This is a genomic window from Bacillus cereus group sp. N24, from assembly GCF_016483345.1.
GTDB classification, from domain to species: domain Bacteria; phylum Bacillota; class Bacilli; order Bacillales; family Bacillaceae_G; genus Bacillus_A; species Bacillus_A toyonensis.
Window position 1 is genome coordinate 119,594 of record NZ_JAEHCA010000005.1, and the last position, 25,453, is coordinate 145,046.

The window sequence follows — 25,453 nt, forward strand, 5'->3', positions numbered from 1 at the left end:
TGAAATGCCTGAATTACCAGAGGTTGAAAACGTCAGACGGACACTCGAAAATCTTGTAACAGGAAAAACGATTGAAGATGTTATTGTTACGTATCCAAAAATAGTAAAACGACCAGATGATGCGGAAATCTTTAAAGAAATGCTCAGAGGCGAGAAAATTGAAACGATAAAGCGAAGAGGTAAGTTTTTGCTTTTATATGTAACGAATTATGTTATCGTTTCGCATTTGCGTATGGAAGGAAAGTTTTTACTTCATCAAGAGGATGAGCCAATTGATAAGCATACGCACGTCCGTTTCTTATTTACAGATGGAACTGAATTACATTATAAAGATGTGAGAAAGTTTGGTACGATGCATCTCTTTAAAAAAGGTGAAGAGTTGAATCAAATGCCTCTTGCTGACTTAGGTCCAGAGCCATTTGATGCTGAATTGACACCACAGTATTTACAAGGAAAATTGCAAAAGACAAATCGTAAAATAAAAGTCGTATTATTAGATCAGCGTCTTTTAGTAGGGCTTGGAAATATATATGTAGATGAAGTTTTATTCCGTTCTCATATCCATCCGGAGCGAGAAGCTGCATCTTTAACGGAAGAAGAAATCGAAAGAATTTACGAAGCAATTGTTACGACGCTAGGCGAAGCAGTGAAGCGAGGCGGAAGTACAATTAGAACGTATATGAATTCGCAAGGGCAAATTGGTTCATTCCAAGAACTTTTAAATGTATATGGGAAAAAGGGAGAACCATGTGTAACTTGTGGCACGATATTAGAAAAAACAGTTGTTGGCGGAAGAGGGACGCATTATTGCCCAATTTGTCAGCCTAGAATATAGAAAAGAGATAACATCGGATAGGCATTTGTCATATACATACAGCAGAGCTATGTATAAGGGAGGAGCTTACCGATGTACCTTTATTTATCTCTTATTTTATTAGCTTTTACATTAAGCTTAGATAGCTGTAGTGTAGGGCTGACATATGGTTTGAGAAGCGTAAGAATTCCACTAAGATCAATTATAATTATCGGAATCTGTTCAGCGGCTGTTATGCTTGTTTCAATGGGAATTGGACATATGATTGCGAAAATATTTTCACCTGTTATCGCAACGCGTATCGGTGGGCTTGTTCTTATTGGAATAGGGATTTGGGTATTATATCAATTTTTTCGAAGTGATAAAAAGGAAGAACCGAAGCAAGAAGAGAAGGTTTGGAAACTAGAAATTGCTTCACTTGGGTTAGTAATTCAAATTTTACGGAAACCGACTGTTGCAGACTTTGATAAATCGGGAACTATTTCTGCAGGAGAAGCGCTACTTCTTGGTATCGCACTTTCCGTGGATTCGTTTGGTGCTGGAATTGGTGCATCTTTATTAGGTTATGCACCCGCTATGATGGCGGTATTAGTTGCAGTTATGAGTTCTTTATTTTTGTTTATTGGAATGAAGCTGGGTACAGTTTTATCGAATATGAAATGGTTACAAAAATTTACATTCCTGCCTGGGGTATTACTCATTATTATTGGAATTTGGAAAATGTAAGTATGGGCGTGGAACATTAGTTTCGCGCCTTTTATTATGAGGAGGAGAAGTATTATGACAGTGGTAATTGGATTAACGGGAGGAATTGCAAGCGGAAAAAGTACGGTATCAGAAATGTTTCGTGAGCTAAGTATACCGGTTATTGACGCAGATGTTATTGCAAGAGAAGTTGTAGAACGAGGAAAACCAGCATATAACAAAATAGTAGAAGTATTTGGAACGGAAGTGTTACAAAAAGATGGAGAACTGGATCGGCCGAAATTAGGAAATGTTGTTTTCTATAATGAAGAAAAACGATTGCAGTTAAATAAAATTGTTCATCCTGCAGTACGTGAGGAAATGAATGCACAAAAGGAAATGTACATAAAAGAAAGTATGCAAGCGGTTGTGTTAGATATCCCTCTTTTGTTTGAAAGTAAATTAACAAGTCTCGTTGACCGCGTTTTAGTTGTAGCTGTCACGCCTGATACGCAATTAAAACGTTTAATGGAGCGAAATAATTTTTCAGAAGAAGAAGCAAAAGCACGTATACAATCGCAAATGCCGTTAGAAGAAAAAGTGAAGCATGCGGATGAAGTAATAAATAATGATGGCACAATTATGGGAACGAAAACACAATTACAGGGAATTTTAAAGAAATGGAACATTATTGACTAAAAAATTGTGAAATTAATGAAAATGCTTAGTGACATATCCCCTTTTTGTGTTATACTATTATTGGGATTGGAGATAAATAGTATAACGCATTCAAGGGGGATAACATATTATGACTCGTGTGGCAATTAATGGATTTGGACGTATTGGGAGAATGGTATTTCGTCAGGCAATAAAAGAAAGCGCATTCGAAATTGTAGCAATCAATGCAAGCTATCCATCTGAAACGTTAGCACATTTAATTAAATATGATACAGTTCACGGCAAGTTTGACGGAACAGTAGAAGCATTTGAAGATCACTTATTAGTTGATGGGAAAATGATTCGCCTTTTAAACAACCGCGATCCAAAGGAATTGCCTTGGACAGATCTAGGTGTTGAAGTTGTAATTGAAGCAACTGGTAAATTTAATTCAAAAGAAAAAGCAATTCTTCACGTTGAAGCTGGAGCGAAAAAAGTTATTTTAACAGCGCCTGGTAAAAATGAAGATGTAACAATTGTAGTTGGTGTGAACGAAGACCAATTAGATATTACAAAACATACCGTTATTTCAAATGCATCTTGTACAACAAACTGTTTAGCGCCTGTTGTGAAGGTGTTAGATGAGCAGTTTGGAATTGAAAACGGTTTAATGACGACTGTTCACGCTTATACAAATGACCAAAAAAATATTGATAACCCACATAAAGATTTAAGAAGAGCACGTGCTTGCGGACAGTCGATTATTCCAACAACGACAGGTGCTGCGAAAGCGCTAGCAAAAGTTCTTCCGCATTTAAACGGAAAACTTCATGGTATGGCACTTCGTGTACCAACACCAAACGTGTCTCTTGTTGACTTAGTAGTAGATGTAAAACGTGATGTGACAGTTGAAGCTATTAACGATGCATTCAAAACGGTTGCAAACGGTGCGTTAAAAGGTATTGTAGAATTTAGCGAAGAGCCTTTAGTATCTATTGACTTTAATACAAATACACACTCAGCTATTATTGATGGCTTATCTACAATGGTAATGGGTGATCGTAAAGTAAAAGTACTTGCTTGGTATGATAACGAGTGGGGCTACTCTCGTCGTGTTGTAGATCTTGTAACGTTAGTTGTTGACGAATTAGCGAAACAAAAAAATGTGCAACATATTTAAGTGAATAAGGGAGAGGGCAAGTGAATATTGCCCTCTCTTTTTTATTTTTTTCTGAAAAGGAAAAAAATTATATGAGTATATTTTGGAAAGTGGACATACCACGAAGCGTTGTTATTACTGTATTTGTGAATCATTTCTTTTTTTTAGGGAAAAGTAAAGAGGAAAATATGACAGAAAATCGAAAAAACTGTTGTTGCAAAATGAAAATAAACAAAGTATACTAACACTCGTAAACTTAAGAGCTGAGGTACGTAGTCACTACTTAAAGGGTTAGGACCTCTCTGGACTAACTTTCCCCCGTGGTAGTGGAGCAAGCCAAATTGCAAATTAGTTTTCAATTCGAACAGTTAGAATAAATTTACAAGGGGGAACTGTAGAATGGATACTATGGATACGATGGGTCGTCACGTGATCGCTGAACTTTGGGATTGCGATTTCGACAAGCTTAATGACATGCCGTATATTGAACAATTATTTGTGGATGCAGCACTAAGAGCTGGTGCTGAAGTGCGTGAGGTTGCTTTCCATAAATTTGCACCACAAGGTGTAAGTGGAGTAGTAATTATCTCGGAATCACATTTAACAATTCATAGCTTTCCGGAGCACGGTTACGCAAGTATTGATGTTTATACTTGTGGGGATCGTATTGATCCAAATGTTGCTGCAGAATATATTGCAGAAGGTTTAAACGCGAAAACGCGTGAGAGCATCGAGCTTCCTCGAGGCACTGGTAGCTTCGAAATTAAGCAGAGAGAAACAAAAGCTCTTTAAAAAAGAACATAATTGATTTAAAATGTAAAGAGGTGTATAATGCACCTCTTTTTTAGTTTATAAAAAAGGAAAAACATAACGTGTTCATTAGTTAGTTAAATGGAGCTCTCACACATAAGTTAGTGCTACATCTACCATCTTATTTTGTTGGGAAAATAGATGATGAAATCATGTATTTAAACTTAGAGTGGTAAGAGCATTAGAATGAGTTATATAATATTGTATATATATTTTTACGTGAATGAAGTAGAGAAAAATAAAAATCAAATTGTAAGGGAGTGAATGAATTGCGTTGTCCATCCTGTTCTCATAATGGCACAAGAGTGTTAGATTCGCGTCCGGTAGACGAAGGGCGCTCTATTCGAAGAAGGAGAGAGTGTGAAAGTTGTTTAAGTCGCTTTACGACATTTGAAAGAGTAGAAGAGTCACCTCTTATCGTTGTTAAAAAAGAAGGCACACGAGAAGAGTTTAATAAAGAAAAGATTTTACGCGGTTTAATTAAAGCATGTGAGAAAAGACCAGTATCTTTAAGACAATTAGAGGAAGTAACACAAAGTGTGGAACGTGAACTTCGTAATTTAGGTATATCAGAAGTGAAAAGTGATATGATTGGTGAAATTGTTATGGAAGAACTTCGTGATATCGATGATGTTGCTTACGTACGCTTTGCTTCTGTATATCGTCAATTTAAAGATTTAAATGTATTTATTGAAGAATTAAAAGATATACTGCAAAAAGAAAGAGAATAGAAGCTGTATTCAATTCTCTTTACATACTGTAAGTAATGAGGTAAGAGAGCTAGAAGCGTAAGCTAATAGCTCTTTTTCGCTAATAATCATTGGGGATTTTGTTCATCCCAAAATGAGTATTAGCCTTCACCAATAGGGCATTTACGGGAAGGTATCTCCTGCCAAACTTCCGTGCATTCGCCGAATTTTGATGTGGGAGTCTTACTGCCCGCAAATAGCGGGATAAAATATATAATGAAGATAGAACGAATGAATTAGAGGATAGATTGGATGAAAGAAAGGAAAAGCAAGAATGCAAAAACAGTCATGGATGGAGCTATTGCCGATTGATCGTTATAAAGTAAGTACGAAAGGACTACTACATAATTACGACCGAAAAGTGTTAACGATGTTGTATCAGCCGTTAATAGGTAGTAGAGCTTTTAGCTTGTACATGACGCTATGGGGGGCGTTAGAGCAAGATCGTGTATTTGGAAAAGAGAATACACATCATTCCCTTATGGTGACCATGCAAATGCAACTTCCCGAAATATATGAGGAACGAGTAAAGCTAGAGGCAATTGGGCTTTTAAAGGTATATATTAAGAAAGAAAAAGATATTCGAATGTTTATATACGAATTGCAACCACCTTTATCTCCAAAGCAGTTTTTTGATGATATTGTTTTAAGTATCTTTTTATACAATCGATTGAGTCGGACAAAATATAATCAAGTAAAACAATATTTCTTAGAAGAAGAATTTGATTTTGCTTCTTATGAAAATATTACACGTTCTTTTAATGAGGTGTTTGATTCGTTTAATCCAGGACAGCTTGAGCATGCGCAAGAAGAACTCCGTATTCCAAAAGCGACAACGATGCCAAATAATGAAAAGGGAGATGCTCCTAAAGTTTGGAACGATTTCTTTGATTTCTCCTTATTTGTAGACGGATTGTCCGCTCTTGTTCCTAAAAAGGCGATTACAGATCAAGTGCGAGAATGTGTCATTACACTTGCTTACGTGTATGGTGTGGATGTGTTATCGATGCAAAATATCGTTCTTGGTGCGGTGACAGAGATGCAAACAATTGATATGGAAAGGCTTAGAAAAGGAGCGCGCGATTGGTACCAATTCGAAAATGGTCAAGCGTTACCAATATTAAGTGAAAGAGTACAGCCACACGCTGCACGTACGATGAAAGAGAAAGAGCCTTCATCGCAAGAAGAGATGCTTATAAAACAATTAGAAGAAATCTCACCAAAACAACTATTGAAAGAGATTTCTGGTGGTGCAGAGGCGACGAAAGCGGACTTGCAAATTGTTGAGGATGTTATGATCAATCAAAAATTAACGCCAGGAGTTGTGAATGTACTTATTTATTACGTTATGCTACGCTCAGATATGAAGCTCGCGAAAACGTATGTGGAGAAGATTGCTGGGCATTGGGCTCGTAAAAAGGTCGGTACAGTAGCTGAAGCAATGGCGCTAGCAAAAGAAGAAAACCGTCAATACCAAGAATGGGCTGAGACGAAGAAAAAAGGTCGTACAGCGAAGAAAACAGTACGAAAAGAAATGGTACCAGATTGGTTGAAAGAAGAGCCGAAAGAAAAAGAAACTGTGAAAAATGATGTAGGTGCGGAAAAAGATACAAGTACGTTAGAAGATGAACGAAAACGACTAGAAGAAGTGTTGAAAAAATATAAGCGTGATTAATAGAAGAGAATGAACGCTCTTTGAGGTGAGAAAATGGAGCATATTCAAAATTCATTTACAAAATTAATGGAAAATGAAAATTTTAAAAACAGATATGAAGTATTAAAGGCGGAAGTGATGGCACATCCGCGTGTGAAAGAATTTATAGACGAGCATAAAGGCGAAGTAACAACTTCTATGATTGAGCGCAGTCTTGTGAAGTTATATGAATATATTGGACAATGTGTAGGTTGTTCAGATTGTCCGGATCTAGGGACATGTAAAAATATGCTGCAAGGATATGAGCCGAAGCTCGTTATCCAAGGTAAGATGATTGATATTCAATACGATCGTTGCATTAGAAAAGTAGCATATGATGAGAGAAAAAAATATGAAAAACTCGTTCAAAGTGTGTATATGCCAACGGATATTTTACAGGCGACTATGGAAAATTTAGACCCTTCAGAGTTAAATGCACGTATTGATGCAATTGGTGCAGCGAATGAATTTTTAAGCACATATGAACCGGGTAAAAAAGTACAGGGGCTATATCTTTACGGTAAATTTGGTGTAGGGAAAACATATCTTTTAGGGGCGATTGCGAATGAGCTTGCTCGAAAGAAAATAAGTTCCATGCTCGTATACTTCCCAGAATTTTTACGTGAAATTAAAAGTTCGATTCAAGATAATTCAATTGGAGAAAAGATTGATGCGGTTAAACGGGTACAAGTTTTAATGTTAGATGATATCGGAGCGGAAGCGATGTCTAGTTTTGTACGTGACGATGTACTCGGTGCAATCTTACAATTCCGTATGCTAGAAAACTTACCAACGTTCTTTACGTCTAATTTTGATTTCAAACAGTTGGAACATCACTTAACGTATACACAGCGCGGTGAAGCAGAAGAAATGAAAGCGGCCCGTATTATGGAACGAATTAAATATTTAGCGAAACCAATTACAATCGGTGGGAAAAACCGCCGTCATAAGTAAAGAGCAAGCTGAGAAGCTTGTTCTTTTTTGTTTTGAATGCTTTTCAGCGTAGTCGAATTGTAAAACGAACAGTTCTTATTGAAAATTCATAGTAGCTTGTATCATTTTTTTCTCCCTCCCTTAATATATATAAAATTAGCAAGCCATATCGAGTGGATTTTCTAACGAAAGGAAATGCAATTCTACTAAGAGTGAACTTCCACGGGCCAAACTCTTATAGGATTTGTAACGTATAGATACAATCCTTTAGAGCGGGGATAAAAGGGGGGACAAAAGTGATTGAAATTTGCTTCGAAGAAAAAAATGATGCTATGTACGTATATAAACAACTACTGAAAAGGGCGGAAGTGTTATATAAAGAAACGAGTGTGTATTTACAGGAACAAAAAGTTGTAATTCACATACCAGTATGTGAATCACACTATATTGAAAAGATTTTATTGCCAGTCATGGTATATTTCATTGTGAATGTGAAACAAAATGAGTGGATTTATACAATTTTAAAAGAAAAGTTTTTTTATGAAGAACAAGAAGAGTGTCATCAAATATTGCATATAGCGCAAGAAGTTTTAAAGGGAAGAAGAAAAGGGGTTGCTCGTGAGTTAACACGTTACACATTTGAATCGTATATTAAGTCTTCTTTAAATAATTGGCTTTGTGATCCGCTCTCATTCTCGTTTTCATCATATGTTCGTTTTCGTCTTCGTACATATAGGGAAATGGTAGCTAAGCTTACTGAAGTGGCAATTGATGAGTATAAGATGGAACAAGAATATCAAATGTTCATTGAGACGCTCCGGCAACAAGTTAGTAATCGAAAGTCACGTTTGTCCTGTATGCATCTTATTTTTGATGAAAGTTTTATTTTCTATGATGATAAAGGTAGACGTTTAAAACAGGAGAAATTGGTCCAATATATAGATGAAGATTTGCTAAAGCAAAAAGATGTATATATTGATACAAAAGTAATTGCACCACTTCTTTCTATTTCACCGAAAAAAATCTATTTGTATACGAAAGAACAAGACCATAATATGATTATTACTTTGCGAAACGTATTTCAAGAACGGATACAAATACACGGATTACATGAGTTTGAACGCAATGTGAAAAATTTAAAAAATAAAGGTAACGCCCTTGATTTTCTAAGTTTTTGAGCATATAATTACCTACATAAATGAAATATATTGAAATGTCATGATGAGGACATGAGTAGTTTTCTACGATTTTCAGAGAGGGAAGCCTTAGGGTGTGAGCTTCCTAGTACGGGATTATTACTTACCACCTCTAAACTTTAGCAGTGAACGATTTTTTTAGTAATTGCTAACGGACAACACCGTTATGTTGAACTTGAGCAATTAACAATCATGTTAATTGGAACAAGGGTGGAACCACGAATTCAACACTCGTCCCTTTTTACGGGATGAGTGTTTTTTATTTTGAGAAAAAGAGGAGTGACCAGTGATGGCAGATGTAGTTAAAATTACTTTCCCTGATGGAGCTGTGAAGGAGTTTCCAAAAGGCGTAACAACTGAAGAAATCGCAGCTTCTATTAGCCCAGGCTTAAAGAAAAAAGCTGTAGCTGGAAAATTAAACGATGAGATGATCGATCTTGTTACACCAATCGAAGAAGATGGTGCAGTTTCTATTATTACATTAGATTCAGAAGATGGCTTATACATTTTACGCCATTCAACAGCCCACCTTTTAGCACAAGCGTTAAAACGTTTATATAAAGATGCTAAGCTTGAGCTTGGCATTGGTCCAGTAATTGAAAATGGCTTCTACTACGATATTGATATGGAAGAAGCAATTACAGTTGAAGACTTCAAGAAAATCGAAAAAGAAATGCAAAAAATCGTGAACGAGAACTTAGAAATCGTTCGTCATGAAGTACCACGTGCAGAAGCACTTCGTCGCTTTGAAGAAATCGGCGATGAGTTAAAATTAGATTTAATTAACGATCTTCCAGAAGATGCAGTTATTTCAATCTATGAGCAAGGCGAATTCTTCGACCTTTGCCGCGGTGTTCACCTTCCATCTACAGGGAAAATTAAAGTGTTTAAATTATTAAGCGTTGCAGGTGCTTACTGGCGCGGCGATAGCAATAATAAAATGCTACAACGTATTTACGGTACTGCATTTGTTAAGAAAGCAGAATTAGATGAGCATTTACGTATGCTTGAAGAAGCGAAAGAGCGCGATCATCGTAAATTAGGTAAAGAATTAAAACTATTTACTAATAGCCAAAAAGTAGGACAAGGTTTACCACTTTGGTTACCAAAAGGTGCAACAATCCGTCGTATTATCGAGCGTTACATCGTTGATAAAGAAGCAAGCTTAGGCTATGATCACGTATACACTCCAGTACTAGGAAGCAGAGAGCTATATGAAACTTCTGGTCACTGGAATCACTACCGTGATGGCATGTTCCCATCAATGGAAATGGATAATGAAGAGTTAGTTCTTCGTCCAATGAACTGCCCTCACCACATGATGGTTTATAAAAACGATATTCACAGCTACCGTGAATTACCAATCCGTATTGCGGAACTTGGAACAATGCACCGTTATGAAATGTCAGGTGCGTTATCTGGATTACAACGTGTACGCGGAATGACTTTAAACGATGCGCACATTTTCGTACGACCAGATCAAATTAAAGAAGAGTTAAAACGTGTTGTAAACTTAACTCTAGAAGTGTACAAAGATTTCGGTTTAGAGAACTATTCATTCCGTCTATCTTATCGTGACCCAGCAGATACTAAAAAGTACTATGCTGATGATGAGATGTGGGAAAAAGCACAAGGTATGTTAAAAGAAGCTATGGATGAAATGGGTCTTGATTACTACGAAGCTGAAGGTGAAGCGGCGTTCTACGGTCCAAAACTTGACGTTCAAGTTCGTACTGCTCTTGGAAAAGACGAAACACTTTCAACTGTACAATTAGACTTCTTACTTCCAGAACGCTTTGAATTAGCTTACGTTGGTGAAGATGGAAAACAACATCGTCCAGTTGTAATTCACCGTGGTGTTGTATCAACTATGGAACGTTTCGTAGCATTCTTAATTGAAGAATACAAAGGTGCATTCCCAACTTGGTTAGCTCCAGTTCAAGCGCAAGTAATTCCAGTTTCTCCGCAAGTGCATTTAGACTATGCGAAGAAAGTACAAGATGAATTGCGCCGTGCTGGTATTCGCGTTGAATTAGATACTCGCGAAGAGAAAATTGGTTACAAAATCCGTGAAGCACAAATGCAAAAAATTCCGTACATGCTTGTAGTAGGTGACAATGAAGTAACTGAAAATGGCGTAAACGTACGTAAATATGGTGAACAAAAATCAGAAACAATCGCATTAGATGCTTTTGTTGACATGATTAAAGTAGAAGGAAAACGATAAGAAAGAGCCGCGGTATACCGCGGCTTTTCTTTTTAATATAAAAGAGAAAAACTAGAAAAAATAACCATGTAACTCTTATCATAAAAAAGTATTGCATGTATGCTAGTTGTTTGTTACAATATTTCTTGTTGTTAGTAAAACACATCGCGTCTTCTTGACAGACGTCATGTCCTATGATAAACTCATCAAGGATAATAGAATATTGTTTTGTGGAACAAGTAGAAGCACCCGCTTCTCACCTGATGGACGCATTCGCAGTTAGCAGGTAAATGTATTTCTTACTTAAGATTTTACAAGTGTGGGTGTCGTATGCCCGCACTTTTTTTGTCGGGTTCTATGACTACAAAATATATTCTGAGAAAACCTTGGAGGTGGCTTACTATTAGCAAGGATATGATGATTAACGAGCAAATTCGTGCACGTGAAGTACGTTTAGTTGGCGCAAATGGCGATCAACTTGGAATCAAGTCTCGTAATGATGCTTTAGACTTAGCTGCAAATCTTAATCTTGATTTAGTATTAGTTGCTCCAAATGCGAAACCGCCAGTATGCCGCATTATGGACTACGGTAAATTCCGCTTTGAGCAACAGAAGAAAGAAAAAGAACAGCGCAAAAATCAAAAAGTAATTAGCATGAAAGAAGTTCGTTTAAGTCCAACAATTGATGAACACGACTTTAACACAAAACTTCGTAATGCTATCAAGTTTTTAGAGAAAGGCGACAAGGTTAAAGCGTCAATTCGCTTTAAAGGACGTGCCATTACTCATAAAGAAATCGGTCAACGTGTTTTAGATCGCTTCTCAGAAGCTTGTGCTGAAGTTAGTACAATTGAATCTAAGCCTAAAATGGAAGGACGTAGTATGTTCTTAGTTTTAGCACCGAAAAACGATAAGTAATAGATAGAGGAGGAAATACCTATGCCTAAACAAAAAACTCATCGCGGCGCTGCAAAGCGTTTCAAAAAGACTGGATCAGGTAAACTGAAACGTTCTCACGCTTACACAAGCCATTTATTCGCTAACAAATCTACAAAAGCTAAACGTAAACTACGTAAAGCTGGTGTAGTAAGCGCTGGTGACTTCAAACGCATTCGTCAAATGCTTGACAACTTAAAATAAGTTCGGCTGATATATAGAACAATTAGGAGGTAATATTATGCCAAGAGTAAAAGGTGGTACAGTTACTCGTCAACGTCGTAAAAAAGTTATAAAATTAGCAAAAGGTTACTACGGTTCTAAAAATACATTATTCAAGGTTGCTAACCAACAGGTTATGAAATCTCTAATGTATGCATTCCGTGACCGTCGTCAAAAGAAACGTGACTTCCGTAAATTATGGATCACACGTATCAACGCAGCAGCTCGTATGAATGGTCTTTCTTACAGCCGCTTAATGCACGGTTTAAAAAATGCTGGCATCGAAGTTAACCGCAAGATGCTTGCTGACTTAGCTGTTCATGACGAAAAAGCTTTCGCTGAATTAGCAACAGTTGCAAAAAACAACATTAACTAATTAATTAGTTGAAACCTTAGAAGAATTTTCTTCTAAGGTTTTTTGTTTGTTTTCAAAGAGAAGTTTGAAGTGAATGAAGCTCTAAAGATTTATGGACGCATCGTTATCGATATGACAAAATTAACATAAAAATTATAGCGATATAGAAGAATATACATATGAAGTCAGGAGAATTCTCCTGGCTTTTTTCAATTATGCTCGTTTGGAAAGAAGAGTATCTTTCCTAGCCGAAACGACACTGCTATAATGGAAAGATGATATGGAACTTTCATCAGATGAACAATATACGAGCGATGACTGAAACGTATTTGTAAATTAAGGACAAGCTATTTTATAAAGAGGTAGATAGCTGACTTATTCATAAGAACTGAAACATAATAATGAACTTTGAGATGAAACAACATTGTTGCATAAAATGCGATGTTGGAGGAGGACAATAGAATGGACTTACTACAACTATTTAAATTACAAAAAGAATTAGATGACCGTATTGCAAAAGAACATGACTTACAACCGAAAAAGTTGTTAAAAGAAAAAATGCTAGCTCTTCTTGTAGAAATTGGAGAACTTGCAAATGAAACACGTTGTTTTAAATATTGGAGCAACAAATCAGCTTCAGAACGTGAAATAATATTAGAAGAATACGTAGATGGTTTGCATTTTATTTTATCAATCGGAATCGATTTAGGTATTGATAAAAACTTCTTATTCTATAAATGTGCACAAACGAATAAAACACAAGTGGAAATTTTCTTAGACACATATGCGAAAGTAATTCGTTTTACAGATCAACCATCTATCACGAACTATATTGAATTATTTACAAGCTATCTTCGACTTGGACAAGCACTTGAATTTGAACAAGAAGAAATTGAAAAAGCGTATTTAGATAAAAATGAAGTAAATCATCAGCGTCAAACACAAGGATACTAATTTAATTTTTGAATATTTCAATTTCCTTTTGTATAATAAGGTGACTGAAGAAAAAGGAGGGTGTTGGCAATGATAAAATTAGACGCGACATTGACAATGCTAAAAGAGTTAACAGATGCACGTGGTATTGCTGGTAACGAGCGTGAACCACGTGAAGTAATGAAGAAATATATTGAGCCGTTTGCGGACGAACTTTCTACTGATAATTTAGGAAGTTTAGTTGCGAAAAAAGTTGGGGAAGAAAACGGCCCGAAAATTATGGTTGCAGGTCATTTAGATGAAGTTGGCTTTATGATTACGCAAATTGATGACAAAGGCTTCCTTCGTTTTCAAACAGTTGGTGGCTGGTGGTCACAAGTTATGCTTGCACAGCGCGTGACAATTGTAACGCGTAAAGGAGATGTAACAGGTGTAATTGGTTCAAAACCACCACACATTTTACCTCCAGAAGCCCGTAAAAAGCCAGTTGATATTAAAGACATGTTTATCGATATTGGTGCTTCTAGCCAAGAAGAGGCAATGGAGTGGGGCGTACGACCAGGAGATCAAGTTGTACCTTACTTTGAATTCCAAGTGATGAAGAATGAAAAAATGTTACTTGCAAAAGCATGGGATAACCGAATCGGTTGTGCGATTGCAATTGACGTATTAAAACAATTAAAAGATGAAAAACATCCAAACGTTGTATACGGCGTTGGAACTGTACAAGAAGAGGTTGGTCTTCGTGGTGCAAAAACATCTGCGAATTATATCAAACCAGATATCGCGTTCGCAGTAGATGTTGGTATCGCTGGAGATACACCGGGTGTAACGTCAAAAGAAGCGCAAAGTAAAATGGGCGATGGACCGCAGATTATTTTATATGATGCTTCTGTTATTGGACATACAGGTTTACGTGATTTCGTAGTTGATGTTGCTGACGAACTACAAATTCCATACCAATATGATTCAGTAGCTGGCGGGGGAACAGATGCAGGTGCGATTCACATTTCTGTAAATGGTATTCCGTCTATGGCAATTACGATTGCGACACGCTACATCCATTCGCATGCGGCAATGTTACACCGTGATGATTATGAAAATGCAGTGAAGTTAATTGTAGAAGTTATTAAACGTCTTGATAAAGAGGCTGTACATAACATTACATTTAATTAATAGAAAAAAGCGAAGGAGGATCTCCTTCGCTTTTTTATGTTTTAAAAAGGTCTTTCTAATCCTGCGGCAGTATGGGCCCCTAAAATAATTAAACGAGTTAATTGCATGGCCATAAAATGCGGGGTATATATCATCCCTCTTTTTAACCATGACATAATCATCCCGATGTGAGCCCCTGTCACATAACTAATTAGAATATCACGAGGAACCATAAGATCTTTATCATCTGGTTGTGAAATTGATAAGCTTAATGTTAAATGCGTTTGTATTGTTTTCATCATTTTATAAGAGTAGTTTCCTGCAGCTTTATCCCCGAGCATAACATTATAGAAGTTCACGTTTTCTGCGATGTGTTCGAACAGAGCCAAAAATGTTGGATGTGGTGAATCGAATGTAAGTTGAAAATCCTCTTTATTTTTATTTTTCGGTTTGATTACTTCTGCTAGCTTCTCTAACATTTCTTCAATGCTTTTGTCTAATAAGTCGTATTTATCATGGTAATGGCTATAAAATGTAGCGCGATTTACAGGAGCGCGTTCTGCGATATGTTGAACAGTTACATTTTCAAACCCTTTTTCGCCTACTAAAGCGACAAAAGCATCCTGTATGAGTTGTCTCGTCCGCTTTACACGTGGATCATTTGTATTTTTAATAGACATTTTACTTCTCCTCGTTTCATTTTATACACTTAAACAACAAATCGGTATTATATTGTTGTTTAAGCGACATTTCATACTTAAATTGTCGGTTGTAGATTCGAAATAATTATTTATAATTATAAACGATAGTCCTTTAGAAATCAGCACCACTCGCAGGTAGACGAAATCCGGTTTATGCTGCTGAAGGTGTGCTTTTTTTGTTTAAAGGTTAATATAATTAACAATTAAACAGTATAAACAATAAGGATGTAAATAGTTTAGAAAAAAATTATATGCGATATAAGGAGAGGAATGCAATGAATCAGTTTCGAAGAATGGTGATTATCAACATTATCACATTAATTGTGCTAGTGGGCGGCGGCATTGGCGGTTATTACTATTACAATCAAGCGGAAAACTATTTAAAAACAGAAAATGCAAAAATTGATGGAAAGGTAATTCCAATTGCTTCACCAGCAGCAGGTAAATTGACTGACTGGAAAGCTGAAGTAGGAAAAAACTACAATGAGAACGATAAATTAGGTGCTGTCACTGTAGCTGGAGCAAATGGGGAGCAAACAGTAGACGTAACAATTCCGCAAAACGCGACAGTTGTACAATCAAACGCAACGACAAATGCTTTCGTTGGAGCTGGTAGCCCAATTGCTTATGCATTTGATATGAACAATTTATGGGTAACAGCAAACATTGAAGAAACAGATGTTGACGATGTGCAAAAAGGTCAAGATGTAGACGTGTATGTAGATGCATACCCAGACACGACGTTATCAGGAAAAGTAGAGCAAGTTGGATTAACAACAGCGAATACATTCTCTATGTTACCATCAAGCAACGCAACAGCGAACTATACGAAAGTAACACAAGTGGTACCAGTTAAAATTTCTTTAGATCATAGTAAATCAGTAAATATTGTTCCTGGCATGAATGTGACAGTTCGTATTCATAAGTAAGGGGGAGATGAGATGTCCTCAATTGCAATTGCAGGATATGCACTATTTTGTATAATCGTCTTCTTCCTTGTAAATCGTCTTTTACGAAAGAAAAAAACGAACGTGGGAGAAGAACAAGTCCCAGCCGTAAGTAAAATAGAAGTAAGTAAGGTAGAAACAGAAGAAAAAGAAATTGAACGAAAGCAAGAAACAGAAATTTCTAATGTAGTTGAGTTAGAAACAGGTAAGCAAGAAGAAGTAAAACAAGAAAAAGAAATGCCGAAAAAACAAACGTCTATGCCTATAGAGAATGTGAACGTAAAAGCAGTTGTAACAGTATTAATTCTCGGGATGTTCGTTTCTATTTTAAACCAAACGATCATTAACGTTGCATTGCCTCCGTTAATGAATGAATTTAATGTATCAACTTCAACAGCACAATGGTTAATTACAGGCTTCATGCTCGTAAATGGTATTTTAGTACCGATTAGTGCCTTTTTAGTTTCACGATTTACGTATCGTAAATTGTTCGTAGCGGCAATGTTATTCTTCACGGTAGGATCTATCATTTGTGCTACTTCAGGAAACTTTACAATGATGATGACGGGCCGAGTGATTCAAGCGGTTGGAGCGGGTATTTTAATGCCGGTTGGTATGAATATTTTCATGACATTATTCCCGCCTCATAAGCGAGGAGCAGCTATGGGATTACTAGGGGTAGCGATGATTTTAGCACCAGCTATCGGACCAACTGTAACAGGATGGGTAATTGAAAACTATAGCTGGAACTTAATGTTCTACGGAATGTTTGTGATTGGTTTAATTATTACTTTCCTATCTTTAAAATTCTTTACACTAGCTCAGCCGGTATCTAACACAAAGCTAGATGTATTCGGTGTTATTAGTTCAAGTATTGGACTAGGTAGCTTATTGTATGGATTTAGTGAAGCGGGAAATAATAGCTGGACTAGTGCAGAGGTTGTGATAACACTTATCATTGGTGTAGTAGGTATTGCAGTATTTATTTGGAGAGAGCTAACAACGGACAATAAAATGCTTGATTTACAAGTGTTTAAATATCCAGTATTTACTTTTACTTTAGTAATTAACGCAATCGTAACGATGGCATTATTCGGAGGTATGTTATTACTTCCAGTATATCTACAAAATATTCGTGGCTTTACGCCAATTGAATCTGGTTTACTACTTCTTCCAGGATCATTAATTATGGGGATCATGGGACCAGTAGCAGGTAAATTATTCGATAAATATGGCATTCGTCCATTAGCAATAATTGGATTGGCAATTACAACTTATGCGACATATGAATTTACAAAATTATCGATGGATACACCGTATAGCGTTATTATGACGGATTATATTATACGTTCAATTGGTATGTCATTCATTATGATGCCAATTATGACAGCTGGTATGAACGCGCTGCCGATGAAATTAATTTCTCACGGTACAGCAACGCAAAATACGTCAAGACAAGTAGCTGGTTCAATTGGAACAGCGATCTTAATCACACTTATGACGCAACAAACGACTGCTCACGTAGCGGATTATGGCAACATGTTAACAACGTCAAATCCAATTTTAGTTGATAAAGTACATGGTATGGGCCAAAGCTTAGCGGCTTTAGCTGGATCAGCTCAAGCGGGAGATGCGATGAGCACGCAACTACTATTTGGACAAATCTCAAAGCTATCTGCAATTAACGGTATTAACGATGCTTTCTTAATTGCAACAATACTCGCAGGTATTGCTTGGGTGTTATCGTTCTTCTTACCATCAGGCAATAAACCAAATAGAAAAGCAGGGAATTAATTTCCCTGCTTTTTTGTGTTTTTTATGTAGTTAGATATAAAAGATGATAACTAGTTACAGAGCACAATCCTGTTATAACCAAAATCGTCCCCATAGAACGAATACTTGATATTTGTCTGCCACTTATAATAGCTACTAGTCCAGCTAATGAGAAGAAGCACCAATATAAAGTTCCCGAAATTGGAACCATTCCCTCTAAATCTATTCCATAACCTATACAAATGATAGGAACAACGATAAGTGATATGCTAATTAAACCAGCTATAACGATAAGTGATTTTCGATATTTAATTCCGGCAGCAATTAAATAAATGCCAACGATGCCTTCACATAATAACAAAATAGGGGCTAAGATAAGCCAAATAAATAAACCGGTAGATTCCATATGTAATAACTCCTTAATGAATAAAATATGAATCAGGCATGGACAATAGCTGCAAACAGTCCTATTGAGAAAATAATGAGTCCCATGTTGCGTATACTCTTAATTTTTGAATGTACCCCATTCAATCCTGCTAATAAACCAGCTAGAGAGAAAAGCATCCAATATAGGACAGGTGGAATGTGGAGAACGTTCTCTCCATTGATACCTTTGTTTAAAAAAAGTAAAAGGCATTATAATGAATGAAAAGCAAATAATCCCCATTAAGGTAACAAGTAATTTCCGATGTTTAATTTCTGTTACCATTAAAAAATACCACCAGCAATCCCGCATAGTAAGAGAAGTGGCGTAAAAAGCATCCAAATAATATTGAACATATGTAAACTCATTTAAGTGAACTAAGTTATATTTTACTACATGAGGTTTATTTTGGATATTATTAATAAAATCGAAAAATAGTTATTGGCGATTTGAAAAGCTAGATGATAGTGTAACAAAAATTATACTGACGCCTGTCCTAACTTCTGGTGAAGAGGGAGAAAAGAAAACGGATTATCGAAAAGTTTTAACGGAAGAAGAGTTCGAAGTTGTGATAAAAGAGTAAAAAGAGGTATCGTGATGATACCTCTTTTTAACTCAAGAATGCCAATATATTATTCATAATATGAAGTAACATAGCTGGAATAATGGATTTTGTTTTTTTACATAAAATAGCCATTAATAATCCCAAGAAGAAAGTAATTACCATTACCCCAAGTGAGTATGTATGAGCGATCCCGAAGAAGAAACTTGTTACGATGGCTGCAATCCAAAATGGAAAGCGTTCAGAGAAGAAGTGAAGTAAAAAACCACGGAAAATAAGTTCTTCGAAAATTGGGGTGAGTATCGCAAAGCTGATAAGTAGTAATATTTGATACTGCTTAAAAATGTCTAAGTTTAGTGCGGAAGATTGCTGCTTTGTTGCGTCTTGGAACACATAATTTAACAGTATGTAATTGAGTAAGATGTTTATAACGAAGAAAAGAAGTAAGTATACGTATGTGCGCCATTCTTTCAGTGCTTTAAAATTAAAAGATTTTAATAGTAAATTTTTTGCGGGTTCGAATTTAAAAATGAAGAATAACAACACGGTTAGTTGTAATACGGTACTTGCAGTATTTGCAATAGATTCATACAGGGCAATTTGTTTTTTATCTGTAAGACCTGCTGTATAAATTGTTAAGGGCATTGCGAGGAACACAGTAATAAGTCCGGTTCCAAAAAAAGCAAAGAAAACGGAGCTAATGAATTGTCCCCATGACATAGAGTATTTCTGTTCATAAGGAAGTTGTGTAGCGGGTTGCATATGTAGAATCACCTCTTTATATTTGTATATTTAATTATAAAGTATTTTGTTTTCGGGTGTAATGTTTAAATATTACATACAAAGGTTTATTTTTCGTAAAATAATAAAAGAGGTATCACCCTATAGTGATGCCTCTTTCTCATTGATAACTATGTTCTGCCTTATTGTTCGATTTCGATTGCTCTATTTGCAATTCACGCTCTACCAATCGATCTAACTGCTGAATTGCTTTTAGTGCTTTTTCGTAAGAAATCGTTCTATAATGGTGCGCTCCGCCAGGTTCTTCATCGGCTTCATCGGCCCACTTAATAATGTTTTGTAGAGGTGTTCTTTCAAGTGATTGTTCTACTAGGAAAGAATCAGTATGCAATAGAATTGCAACAGAAATTTCTTTTGCTAGTTTTGGATGTTCTCCTAGTCTAATAAGCAACTTGTGAGCTCTTTCCGCTCCTTTAATTGCATGTATATCATTCTTTTTATATAAGTCATAGTCCCATTCACCGCCTGTGTACCATGTATGATGTCCGATATCGTGAAGGAAACCGGCTTTTGTCGCAGCATCGACTGAGGCGTGATGCTTTTTGGCTAAGTGAAACGCATGGTAAGCGACAGCAATCGCGTGGACCATTCCAGAACGATTTACGTATTTTTGTGTAATGTGGTGTTTAAAAATTTGTTCAAGCGTAATACGGTGCATAAAACATTCACTCCTTTTATCTAATGATGTATATGAAGAAAATCGATCGGTTTAAATGTATTTTGAACATTGTACTCCATCCGGGTAGCGTTAGTAAAGTAGAAATGTTTAGGGAAAGGAAATTTTTTTGCGAAAAAAATCACCCTGGCTTATGCGAAGGTGATTTTTCAAATTGCTTATTTTTTTAATCCTTGCTCTAACGTTTCTAACATTTCGTGCTTTTCATTTTCATCAGCATTTTTCCAAATGACTTCAAATAAAACACCAAGACCTGGAAGCATTTTCTCTTCACCGCTTTGAATTGCATCGACAATTGTTTCTTGTAATTGATCTTGTGAATTTCCAGATACATTCGCTAATACAGCACCGCGTAAATTAAAACTCATTGCTTTCACCTCTTCTTCAGAATTGAAACTGACGTTAGTTTTTGTTCTTTTTTATGTAAATATGTATGAAAAATAGGCTATAATGATAAGACAAGAAGAGAGGGAAATACATATTATGAAAAACATTGATTCAGTACAAAATCCGCGTGTGAAGCAGTGGAAAAAGCTGCAAACGAAAAAAGAACGCGATAAACAAGGGTTGTTCTTTGTTGAAGGATTCCACTTAGTGGAGGAAGCTTTAAAGGCAGGAATTGTAACAGAACTTATCGTTTCAGATCAAACAGACCTTCCGAAAGATTGGACAGTGAATGATGTTGAAATGTATATCGTGCCTGAAGCGATTGTAAAAATACTTCGTGAAACAGAAACAACACAAGGTGTATTTGCTGTCTGTGAAAAGCATGAGAAAGAAGTAGCTCTTACTGATGGGAAATTTCTTTTATTAGATGGCCTTCAAGACCCAGGTAATTTAGGAACGATTATTCGTACAGCTGATGCAGCTGGTATTCATGCCGTTGTGCTTGGAGAAGGTTGTGTTGATGTTTACAATAGTAAAGTACTGCGCTCTACACAAGGTTCTATCTTCCACTTACCGATTGTAAAAGGGAATTTAGAAGAATGGGTAGACAAGTTAAAAGAAAATAGTGTTCCTGTATATGGAACAGCTCTTGAAAATGGAGTTCCTTACGGTGAAGTAACACCAGCCGGAAGTTTTGCATTAATTGTAGGGAATGAAGGAAGCGGCGTACGCCAAGAAATTCTTGCGAAAACGGATCAAAACTTGTATATTCCGATTTATGGCGGGGCAGAATCATTAAATGTTGCGGTTGCAGCAGGGATTTTAACGTATTATTTACAAAGCCCGGTTGCGAACAAATAAAAAACTTCTTATAATAAGTTGAAGTACATGTTCGTAATGAACATATAATAAAAGTTAAATAACGAAAAACGTTGATAGAGAAGAGTAGCTGACAAAATCGCCATATAGGGAGAGAATGCCATAGACTGAAAGCATTCTTATGGTAGACGGAAGTGAATTCACCTCTGGAGTTGACGCCAGGACCATGTATATGTAAAGGCGTTCCGGTCAGAATTGATCGTTATAACTAATGAGTGGGCAGACTTGTTCTGTCAATTTAGGGTGGTACCGCGAATTTACCTCGTCCCTTTTTGGGAGCGAGGTTTTTTTATTTTTAAAATTAGGAGGGTTCCAAATGGAAGCACGTTTAAAAGAGCTAAAGCAAAAAGCGTTAGAGCTTATTGAAGAAGCGAAAGAGCTAAAGGGCTTAAATGACGTACGCGTAGCGTATTTAGGGAAAAAAGGCCCAATTACAGAAGTATTACGCGGCATGGGAAAATTATCAGCGGAAGAGCGTCCACGTATGGGAGCATTAGTAAATGAAGTACGTGAAGCGATTCAAACGCGTCTAGATGACAAAATTGGTAACTTAGAAAAAGCAGTAATTGAAGCGAAATTAGCTACTGAAACAATTGATGTTACCTTGCCAGGTCGTCCTGTTGAAACAGGTTGTCACCATCCGTTAACAGCTGTTGTTGAACAAATTGAAGATGTATTCATCGGTATGGGTTATGAAGTAGCTGAAGGAACAGAAGTAGAAAAAGACTACTACAACTTCGAAGCATTAAACTTACCGAAAGATCATCCAGCACGTGATATGCAAGATACATTCTACATTACAGAAGAAACGTTACTACGTACACATACATCTTCTGTGCAAGCACGCACGATGGAAAATAACAAAGAAAAAGGCCCAATCAAAATTATTTGTCCTGGTAAAGTGTATCGCCGCGATGACGATGATGCGACGCATTCACACCAATTCATGCAAATTGAAGGTCTTGTAATTGATAAAAACATTCGCATGAGTGACTTAAAAGGTACACTGCAAGTATTCGTGAGAAAGATGTTCGGTGAAGACCGTGAAATCCGTCTTCGTCCAAGTTTCTTCCCATTCACAGAGCCATCTGTAGAGATGGATATTTCGTGTATGATGTGTCACGGTAAAGGTTGTGGCACTTGTAAAGGAACTGGCTGGATTGAAATTTTAGGCGCAGGTATGGTTCACCCGAACGTACTTGAAATGGCTGGTTATGATTCAAAAGAATATCAAGGTTTCGCATTCGGTATGGGCGCAGAGCGTATCGCAATGTTGAAATACGGCGTAGATGACATTCGTCATTTCTATACAAATGATGTACGTTTCTTACAACAATTCAAACGAGCGTAAGGGAAGGAGAGGATAAGTATGTTCGTATCATATCGTTGGTTACAAGAGTATGTAGATATTAAAGATGTAACAGCACAAGAACTAGCAGACAAAATCACGAAAAGTGGTATTGAAGTAGAAGGTGTTGAAGTATTAAATAAAGGTGTAAAAGGTGTTGTAGTTGGTCACGTATTAGAGTGTGAAAAACATCCAGAAGCTGATAAGTTAAGCAAATGCTTAATCGATATCGGTGAAGAAGAACCAGTTCAAATTATTTGTGGTGCTGCTAACATTGCAAAAGGTTTAAAAGTACCAGTTGCAAAAGTTGGCGCTGTACTTCCTGGTAACTTCAAAATTAAAAAAGCAAAACTACGCGGTGAAGCTTCTCACGGTATGGTTTGTGCTCTTCAAGAGCTTGGCATTGATGGAAAGTTAGTTTCAAAAGAATACGCAGATGGTATCTTCATCTTCCCAAGTGACGCTGAAGTTGGTGCAGATGCACTTGAAATTTTAAACTTACATGATGAAGTACTTGAGCTTGGTTTAACACCAAACCGTGCAGATTGCTTAAACATGTTAGGTGTTGCATATGAAGTAGCTGCTATTTACGGCCGTGAAGTAAAACTTCCAGCTATCGACTTACAAGAAACAGCAGAAAAAACTGCTGATTACATTTCTGTAAGTGTAGAAGCGAAAGAAGAAAATCCATTATACATTGCAAAAATGGTAAAGAACGTAAAAATTGGTCCATCACCAATGTGGATGCAAACTCGCCTTATGGCAGCTGGCATTCGTCCAATTAGCAACGTAGTTGATATTACAAACTACATTTTAATGGAATACGGTCAACCGTTACATGCATTCGATTACGATAAATTAGGTTCAAAAGAAATCGTTGTTCGTCTTGCAAAAGAAGGCGAAAAAATTGAAACGTTAGATGATCAAGAGCGTACGTTACAAGACCATCATCTTGTAATTACAAACGGAACAAAAGCTTTAGCTGTCGCTGGTGTAATGGGCGGAGCGGATTCAGAAGTTACAAATGACACAGTAAACGTTCTAATTGAGTCTGCATACTTTGCGGGTCAAACAGTGCGCCGTACATCAAAAGACTTAGGTCTTCGCAGTGAATCAAGTGCACGTTTCGAAAAAGGAATCGATCCAACACGTACATTTGAAGCAATTCAACACGCAGCTGCTTTAATGGCGAAATATGCTGGCGGAGAAGCACTTGAAGGTGTAGTAGAAGCTGATAACTTACAAGTACAAGAGCGTACAGTATCTGTTACGGCTGAAAAAGTAAACCGTGTATTAGGTACAAATATTTCTGCAAGTGAAATGGGTACAATGTTCACAAACTTGAAGTTCCCATTCACAGAAGTAGAAGGAACATTCCATGTGAATGTTCCAGCACGTCGTCCTGATATTACAATTTCAGAAGACTTAGTAGAAGAAGTGGGCCGTCTATACGGTTATGACCATATTCCAGTTACATTACCTTCTGGAACAATGACTCGTGGTAAATTAACATCAGCACAAACGAAACGTCGTAAAGTACGTCGCTTCTTAGAAGGTGCTGGTTTATATGAAGCAATCACATATTCATTAACAAGCGCTGACAAAGCGAAACAATATATGGTTGAGCCGAACGAAAAAGCTCCTGTAAATCTTGCGCTTCCAATGAGTGAAGAGCGTAGTCAACTTCGTTTAAGCTTAGTGCCACAATTGTTAGAAGCAGTTTCATACAATGTTGCACGTAAAAACGACAGTGTTGCTCTATACGAAGTAGGTTCTATCTTCTTACCGACAGAAGCAGGAGAACTTCCGAAAGAAGAACAACATCTTGCAGGTGTTATGACAGGTCTTGCTCTTCACCATGCATGGCAAGGTGAGAAAAAAGTAGTAGACTTCTTCGTTATGAAAGGTGTGCTAGAAGGATTATTCGACGTACTTGGCGTTGCAAACCAAATCGCATATGCACCAGCAAAACGTGAAGGTATGCACCCAGGCCGTACAGCTGACATCGTATTAGATGGCGAAGTAATTGGATTCATCGGTCAATTGCATCCAGAATCGCAAAAACAATTAGATGTGAAAGATACATTCGTATTCGAACTATCTCTTGTAAAAGTATTCAGTGCAGACGTGGAAGAAACTTACTACTCACCAATCCCACGTTTTCCATCGATGACACGTGATATGGCTGTTGTTGTAACAACAGAAACAAAAGCTGGTGAAATGAAGCAAGTCATTGCTGAAGCTGGCGGAGAACTTCTGAAAGACGTAACGCTATTTGATTTATACGAAGGTGAAAAAATGGAAGAAGGCAAGAAATCACTTGCATTCTCTATGACTTACTTCGATGCAGAACGTACGTTAACAGACGAAGAGGTAACAGAAGCACATAACCGTGTATTAACAACGGTAGAAGAGAAATTTGGTGCGGAGTTACGTAAGTAATAAGAAATTGC

Annotated in this window: 25 protein-coding genes, 2 pseudogenes and 3 other annotated features; of the genes and pseudogenes, 21 read left to right on the top strand and 6 right to left on the bottom strand. The window is 36.9% G+C overall.

The genetic code is table 11. The features are described 5' to 3' along the window. The first annotated feature begins 4 nt into the window (after window positions 1-4). The 15 genes from mutM to JDS95_RS10305 all read left to right on the top strand — a co-directional run bounded on the left by mutM (window position 5) and on the right by JDS95_RS10305 (window position 14,523). Window positions 5-835, top strand: coding sequence for a DNA-formamidopyrimidine glycosylase (gene mutM / locus JDS95_RS10235; protein WP_001114490.1), 831 nt, complete (start codon window positions 5-7; stop codon window positions 833-835). Between the two features lie 72 nt (window positions 836-907). Beyond that, on the top strand, window positions 908-1,540 hold the full coding sequence (gene ytaF, locus JDS95_RS10240) for a sporulation membrane protein YtaF (RefSeq protein WP_000281732.1): 633 nt from the start codon (window positions 908-910) through the stop codon (window positions 1,538-1,540). Window positions 1,541-1,594: 54 nt separating this feature from the next. Continuing rightward, window positions 1,595-2,197 (top strand): dephospho-CoA kinase, encoded by a 603-nt coding sequence (coaE, locus tag JDS95_RS10245; RefSeq protein WP_000219288.1) that lies wholly within the window; start codon window positions 1,595-1,597, stop codon window positions 2,195-2,197. A gap of 109 nt (window positions 2,198-2,306) precedes the next feature. Continuing rightward, window positions 2,307-3,335 carry a glyceraldehyde-3-phosphate dehydrogenase gene (locus tag JDS95_RS10250; RefSeq protein WP_000198973.1) on the top strand — a complete coding sequence of 343 codons (1,029 nt, stop codon included), beginning with the start codon at window positions 2,307-2,309 and terminating at the stop codon, window positions 3,333-3,335. A 387-nt stretch (window positions 3,336-3,722) separates the two neighbouring features. Beyond that, window positions 3,723-4,106 carry an adenosylmethionine decarboxylase gene (speD, locus tag JDS95_RS10255; protein ID WP_002003660.1) on the top strand — a complete coding sequence of 128 codons (384 nt, stop codon included), beginning with the start codon at window positions 3,723-3,725 and terminating at the stop codon, window positions 4,104-4,106. A gap of 287 nt (window positions 4,107-4,393) precedes the next feature. Continuing rightward, a complete protein-coding gene (nrdR, locus tag JDS95_RS10260) occupies window positions 4,394-4,855 on the top strand; it encodes a transcriptional regulator NrdR (protein ID WP_001203687.1) in 462 nt (153 codons plus the stop codon). Between the two features lie 292 nt (window positions 4,856-5,147). Further along, the gene (locus JDS95_RS10265; RefSeq protein WP_001171838.1) at window positions 5,148-6,548 is read left to right on the top strand and encodes a replication initiation and membrane attachment family protein; all 1,401 of its coding nucleotides are present in this window, start codon (window positions 5,148-5,150) and stop codon (window positions 6,546-6,548) included. Window positions 6,549-6,581: 33 nt separating this feature from the next. Then, window positions 6,582-7,520: a primosomal protein DnaI gene (gene dnaI / locus JDS95_RS10270; RefSeq protein WP_000400118.1), complete on the top strand. Its 939-nt coding sequence runs from the start codon at window positions 6,582-6,584 to the stop codon at window positions 7,518-7,520. A gap of 275 nt (window positions 7,521-7,795) precedes the next feature. After that, window positions 7,796-8,677, top strand: a complete 882-nt coding sequence (gene ytxC, locus JDS95_RS10275) for a putative sporulation protein YtxC (protein ID WP_000569632.1) — start codon at window positions 7,796-7,798, stop codon at window positions 8,675-8,677. A 31-nt stretch (window positions 8,678-8,708) separates the two neighbouring features. Next, window positions 8,709-8,937 (top strand) — a binding site (T-box leader). A 47-nt stretch (window positions 8,938-8,984) separates the two neighbouring features. Next, window positions 8,985-10,922 (top strand): threonine--tRNA ligase, encoded by a 1,938-nt coding sequence (gene thrS / locus JDS95_RS10280; RefSeq protein ID WP_000786073.1) that lies wholly within the window; start codon window positions 8,985-8,987, stop codon window positions 10,920-10,922. A 210-nt stretch (window positions 10,923-11,132) separates the two neighbouring features. Next, window positions 11,133-11,253 (top strand) — a sequence feature (ribosomal protein L20 leader region). Window positions 11,254-11,315: 62 nt separating this feature from the next. Next, a complete protein-coding gene (gene infC / locus JDS95_RS10285; protein ID WP_000973214.1) occupies window positions 11,316-11,819 on the top strand; it encodes a translation initiation factor IF-3 in 504 nt (167 codons plus the stop codon). Window positions 11,820-11,840: 21 nt separating this feature from the next. Then, window positions 11,841-12,041, top strand: coding sequence for a 50S ribosomal protein L35 (gene rpmI / locus JDS95_RS10290; RefSeq protein ID WP_001125945.1), 201 nt, complete (start codon window positions 11,841-11,843; stop codon window positions 12,039-12,041). A 37-nt stretch (window positions 12,042-12,078) separates the two neighbouring features. Continuing rightward, window positions 12,079-12,435, top strand: coding sequence for a 50S ribosomal protein L20 (gene rplT / locus JDS95_RS10295; RefSeq protein ID WP_001138362.1), 357 nt, complete (start codon window positions 12,079-12,081; stop codon window positions 12,433-12,435). A 441-nt stretch (window positions 12,436-12,876) separates the two neighbouring features. Then, window positions 12,877-13,368 carry a dUTP diphosphatase gene (locus JDS95_RS10300; RefSeq protein WP_000365054.1) on the top strand — a complete coding sequence of 164 codons (492 nt, stop codon included), beginning with the start codon at window positions 12,877-12,879 and terminating at the stop codon, window positions 13,366-13,368. A gap of 69 nt (window positions 13,369-13,437) precedes the next feature. Next, entirely contained in the window at window positions 13,438-14,523 is a 1,086-nt protein-coding gene (locus tag JDS95_RS10305) for a M42 family metallopeptidase (RefSeq protein ID WP_000593045.1), read from the top strand. 41 nt (window positions 14,524-14,564) lie between these two features. On the opposite strand, the gene JDS95_RS10310 is transcribed toward JDS95_RS10305, so the two are convergent. Beyond that, window positions 14,565-15,182: a TetR/AcrR family transcriptional regulator gene (locus JDS95_RS10310; RefSeq protein WP_000023657.1), complete on the bottom strand. Its 618-nt coding sequence runs from the start codon at window positions 15,180-15,182 to the stop codon at window positions 14,565-14,567. Window positions 15,183-15,478: 296 nt separating this feature from the next. On the opposite strand from JDS95_RS10310, the gene JDS95_RS10315 reads away from it, so the two are divergent. Beyond that, window positions 15,479-16,132: an HlyD family secretion protein gene (locus tag JDS95_RS10315; protein WP_001071409.1), complete on the top strand. Its 654-nt coding sequence runs from the start codon at window positions 15,479-15,481 to the stop codon at window positions 16,130-16,132. A gap of 12 nt (window positions 16,133-16,144) precedes the next feature. Then, on the top strand, window positions 16,145-17,944 hold the full coding sequence (locus JDS95_RS10320) for a DHA2 family efflux MFS transporter permease subunit (RefSeq protein WP_000094771.1): 1,800 nt from the start codon (window positions 16,145-16,147) through the stop codon (window positions 17,942-17,944). A 22-nt stretch (window positions 17,945-17,966) separates the two neighbouring features. Here JDS95_RS10320 and JDS95_RS10325 read toward each other — a convergent pair whose 3' ends face one another. Beyond that, a complete protein-coding gene (locus JDS95_RS10325; RefSeq protein ID WP_000446230.1) occupies window positions 17,967-18,329 on the bottom strand; it encodes a hypothetical protein in 363 nt (120 codons plus the stop codon). A gap of 13 nt (window positions 18,330-18,342) precedes the next feature. Continuing rightward, a pseudogene (locus tag JDS95_RS10330) lies at window positions 18,343-18,703 on the bottom strand (ammonia permease). Window positions 18,704-18,765: 62 nt separating this feature from the next. On the opposite strand from JDS95_RS10330, the pseudogene JDS95_RS31835 reads away from it, so the two are divergent. Beyond that, a pseudogene (locus JDS95_RS31835) lies at window positions 18,766-18,930 on the top strand (DUF4179 domain-containing protein); the annotation flags it as partial. 27 nt (window positions 18,931-18,957) lie between these two features. Here the strand turns inward: JDS95_RS31835 and JDS95_RS10335 are convergent. From JDS95_RS10335 to sspI, 3 genes are all read right to left on the bottom strand, one after another. Next, window positions 18,958-19,671, bottom strand: coding sequence for a CPBP family intramembrane glutamic endopeptidase (locus JDS95_RS10335; RefSeq protein ID WP_001182106.1), 714 nt, complete (start codon window positions 19,669-19,671; stop codon window positions 18,958-18,960). A gap of 139 nt (window positions 19,672-19,810) precedes the next feature. Then, window positions 19,811-20,368: an HD domain-containing protein gene (locus tag JDS95_RS10340; RefSeq protein WP_000554796.1), complete on the bottom strand. Its 558-nt coding sequence runs from the start codon at window positions 20,366-20,368 to the stop codon at window positions 19,811-19,813. Window positions 20,369-20,544: 176 nt separating this feature from the next. Beyond that, window positions 20,545-20,754 (bottom strand): small acid-soluble spore protein SspI, encoded by a 210-nt coding sequence (sspI, locus tag JDS95_RS10345; RefSeq protein WP_000009509.1) that lies wholly within the window; start codon window positions 20,752-20,754, stop codon window positions 20,545-20,547. 82 nt (window positions 20,755-20,836) lie between these two features. On the opposite strand from sspI, the gene JDS95_RS10350 reads away from it, so the two are divergent. The 3 genes from JDS95_RS10350 (at window position 20,837) to pheT (ending at window position 25,442) form a co-directional block, all read left to right on the top strand. Then, entirely contained in the window at window positions 20,837-21,634 is a 798-nt protein-coding gene (locus JDS95_RS10350; RefSeq protein ID WP_002045349.1) for a TrmH family RNA methyltransferase, read from the top strand. Window positions 21,635-21,696: 62 nt separating this feature from the next. Continuing rightward, window positions 21,697-21,925: a binding site (T-box leader), on the top strand. Window positions 21,926-21,968: 43 nt separating this feature from the next. After that, entirely contained in the window at window positions 21,969-23,003 is a 1,035-nt protein-coding gene (pheS, locus tag JDS95_RS10355; protein WP_000388218.1) for a phenylalanine--tRNA ligase subunit alpha, read from the top strand. 18 nt (window positions 23,004-23,021) lie between these two features. Then, the gene (pheT, locus tag JDS95_RS10360) at window positions 23,022-25,442 is read left to right on the top strand and encodes a phenylalanine--tRNA ligase subunit beta (protein WP_144467192.1); all 2,421 of its coding nucleotides are present in this window, start codon (window positions 23,022-23,024) and stop codon (window positions 25,440-25,442) included. Window positions 25,443-25,453: the final 11 nt, after the last annotated feature.

Bases quoted from the DNA above. Each gene is read 5' to 3' on its own strand.
- JDS95_RS10340 (WP_000554796.1), bottom strand. From the start codon at position 20,368: ATGCACCGTATTACGCTTGAACAAATTTTTAAACACCACATTACACAA.
- coaE (WP_000219288.1), top strand. From the start codon at position 1,595: ATGACAGTGGTAATTGGATTAACGGGAGGAATTGCAAGCGGAAAAAGT.
- JDS95_RS10310 (WP_000023657.1), bottom strand. From the start codon at position 15,182: ATGTCTATTAAAAATACAAATGATCCACGTGTAAAGCGGACGAGACAA.
- mutM (WP_001114490.1), top strand. From the start codon at position 5: ATGCCTGAATTACCAGAGGTTGAAAACGTCAGACGGACACTCGAAAAT.
- pheS (WP_000388218.1), top strand. From the start codon at position 21,969: ATGGAAGCACGTTTAAAAGAGCTAAAGCAAAAAGCGTTAGAGCTTATT.
- JDS95_RS10350 (WP_002045349.1), top strand. From the start codon at position 20,837: ATGATAAGACAAGAAGAGAGGGAAATACATATTATGAAAAACATTGAT.
- sspI (WP_000009509.1), bottom strand. From the start codon at position 20,754: ATGAGTTTTAATTTACGCGGTGCTGTATTAGCGAATGTATCTGGAAAT.
- dnaI (WP_000400118.1), top strand. From the start codon at position 6,582: ATGGAGCATATTCAAAATTCATTTACAAAATTAATGGAAAATGAAAAT.
- JDS95_RS10300 (WP_000365054.1), top strand. From the start codon at position 12,877: ATGGACTTACTACAACTATTTAAATTACAAAAAGAATTAGATGACCGT.
- infC (WP_000973214.1), top strand. From the start codon at position 11,316: ATGATGATTAACGAGCAAATTCGTGCACGTGAAGTACGTTTAGTTGGC.
- thrS (WP_000786073.1), top strand. From the start codon at position 8,985: ATGGCAGATGTAGTTAAAATTACTTTCCCTGATGGAGCTGTGAAGGAG.
- JDS95_RS10265 (WP_001171838.1), top strand. From the start codon at position 5,148: ATGCAAAAACAGTCATGGATGGAGCTATTGCCGATTGATCGTTATAAA.
- speD (WP_002003660.1), top strand. From the start codon at position 3,723: ATGGATACGATGGGTCGTCACGTGATCGCTGAACTTTGGGATTGCGAT.
- JDS95_RS10305 (WP_000593045.1), top strand. From the start codon at position 13,438: ATGATAAAATTAGACGCGACATTGACAATGCTAAAAGAGTTAACAGAT.
- JDS95_RS10320 (WP_000094771.1), top strand. From the start codon at position 16,145: ATGTCCTCAATTGCAATTGCAGGATATGCACTATTTTGTATAATCGTC.
- JDS95_RS10250 (WP_000198973.1), top strand. From the start codon at position 2,307: ATGACTCGTGTGGCAATTAATGGATTTGGACGTATTGGGAGAATGGTA.
- rplT (WP_001138362.1), top strand. From the start codon at position 12,079: ATGCCAAGAGTAAAAGGTGGTACAGTTACTCGTCAACGTCGTAAAAAA.
- rpmI (WP_001125945.1), top strand. From the start codon at position 11,841: ATGCCTAAACAAAAAACTCATCGCGGCGCTGCAAAGCGTTTCAAAAAG.
- ytaF (WP_000281732.1), top strand. From the start codon at position 908: ATGTACCTTTATTTATCTCTTATTTTATTAGCTTTTACATTAAGCTTA.
- JDS95_RS10315 (WP_001071409.1), top strand. From the start codon at position 15,479: ATGAATCAGTTTCGAAGAATGGTGATTATCAACATTATCACATTAATT.
- pheT (WP_144467192.1), top strand. From the start codon at position 23,022: ATGTTCGTATCATATCGTTGGTTACAAGAGTATGTAGATATTAAAGAT.
- JDS95_RS10325 (WP_000446230.1), bottom strand. From the start codon at position 18,329: ATGGAATCTACCGGTTTATTTATTTGGCTTATCTTAGCCCCTATTTTG.
- JDS95_RS10335 (WP_001182106.1), bottom strand. From the start codon at position 19,671: ATGCAACCCGCTACACAACTTCCTTATGAACAGAAATACTCTATGTCA.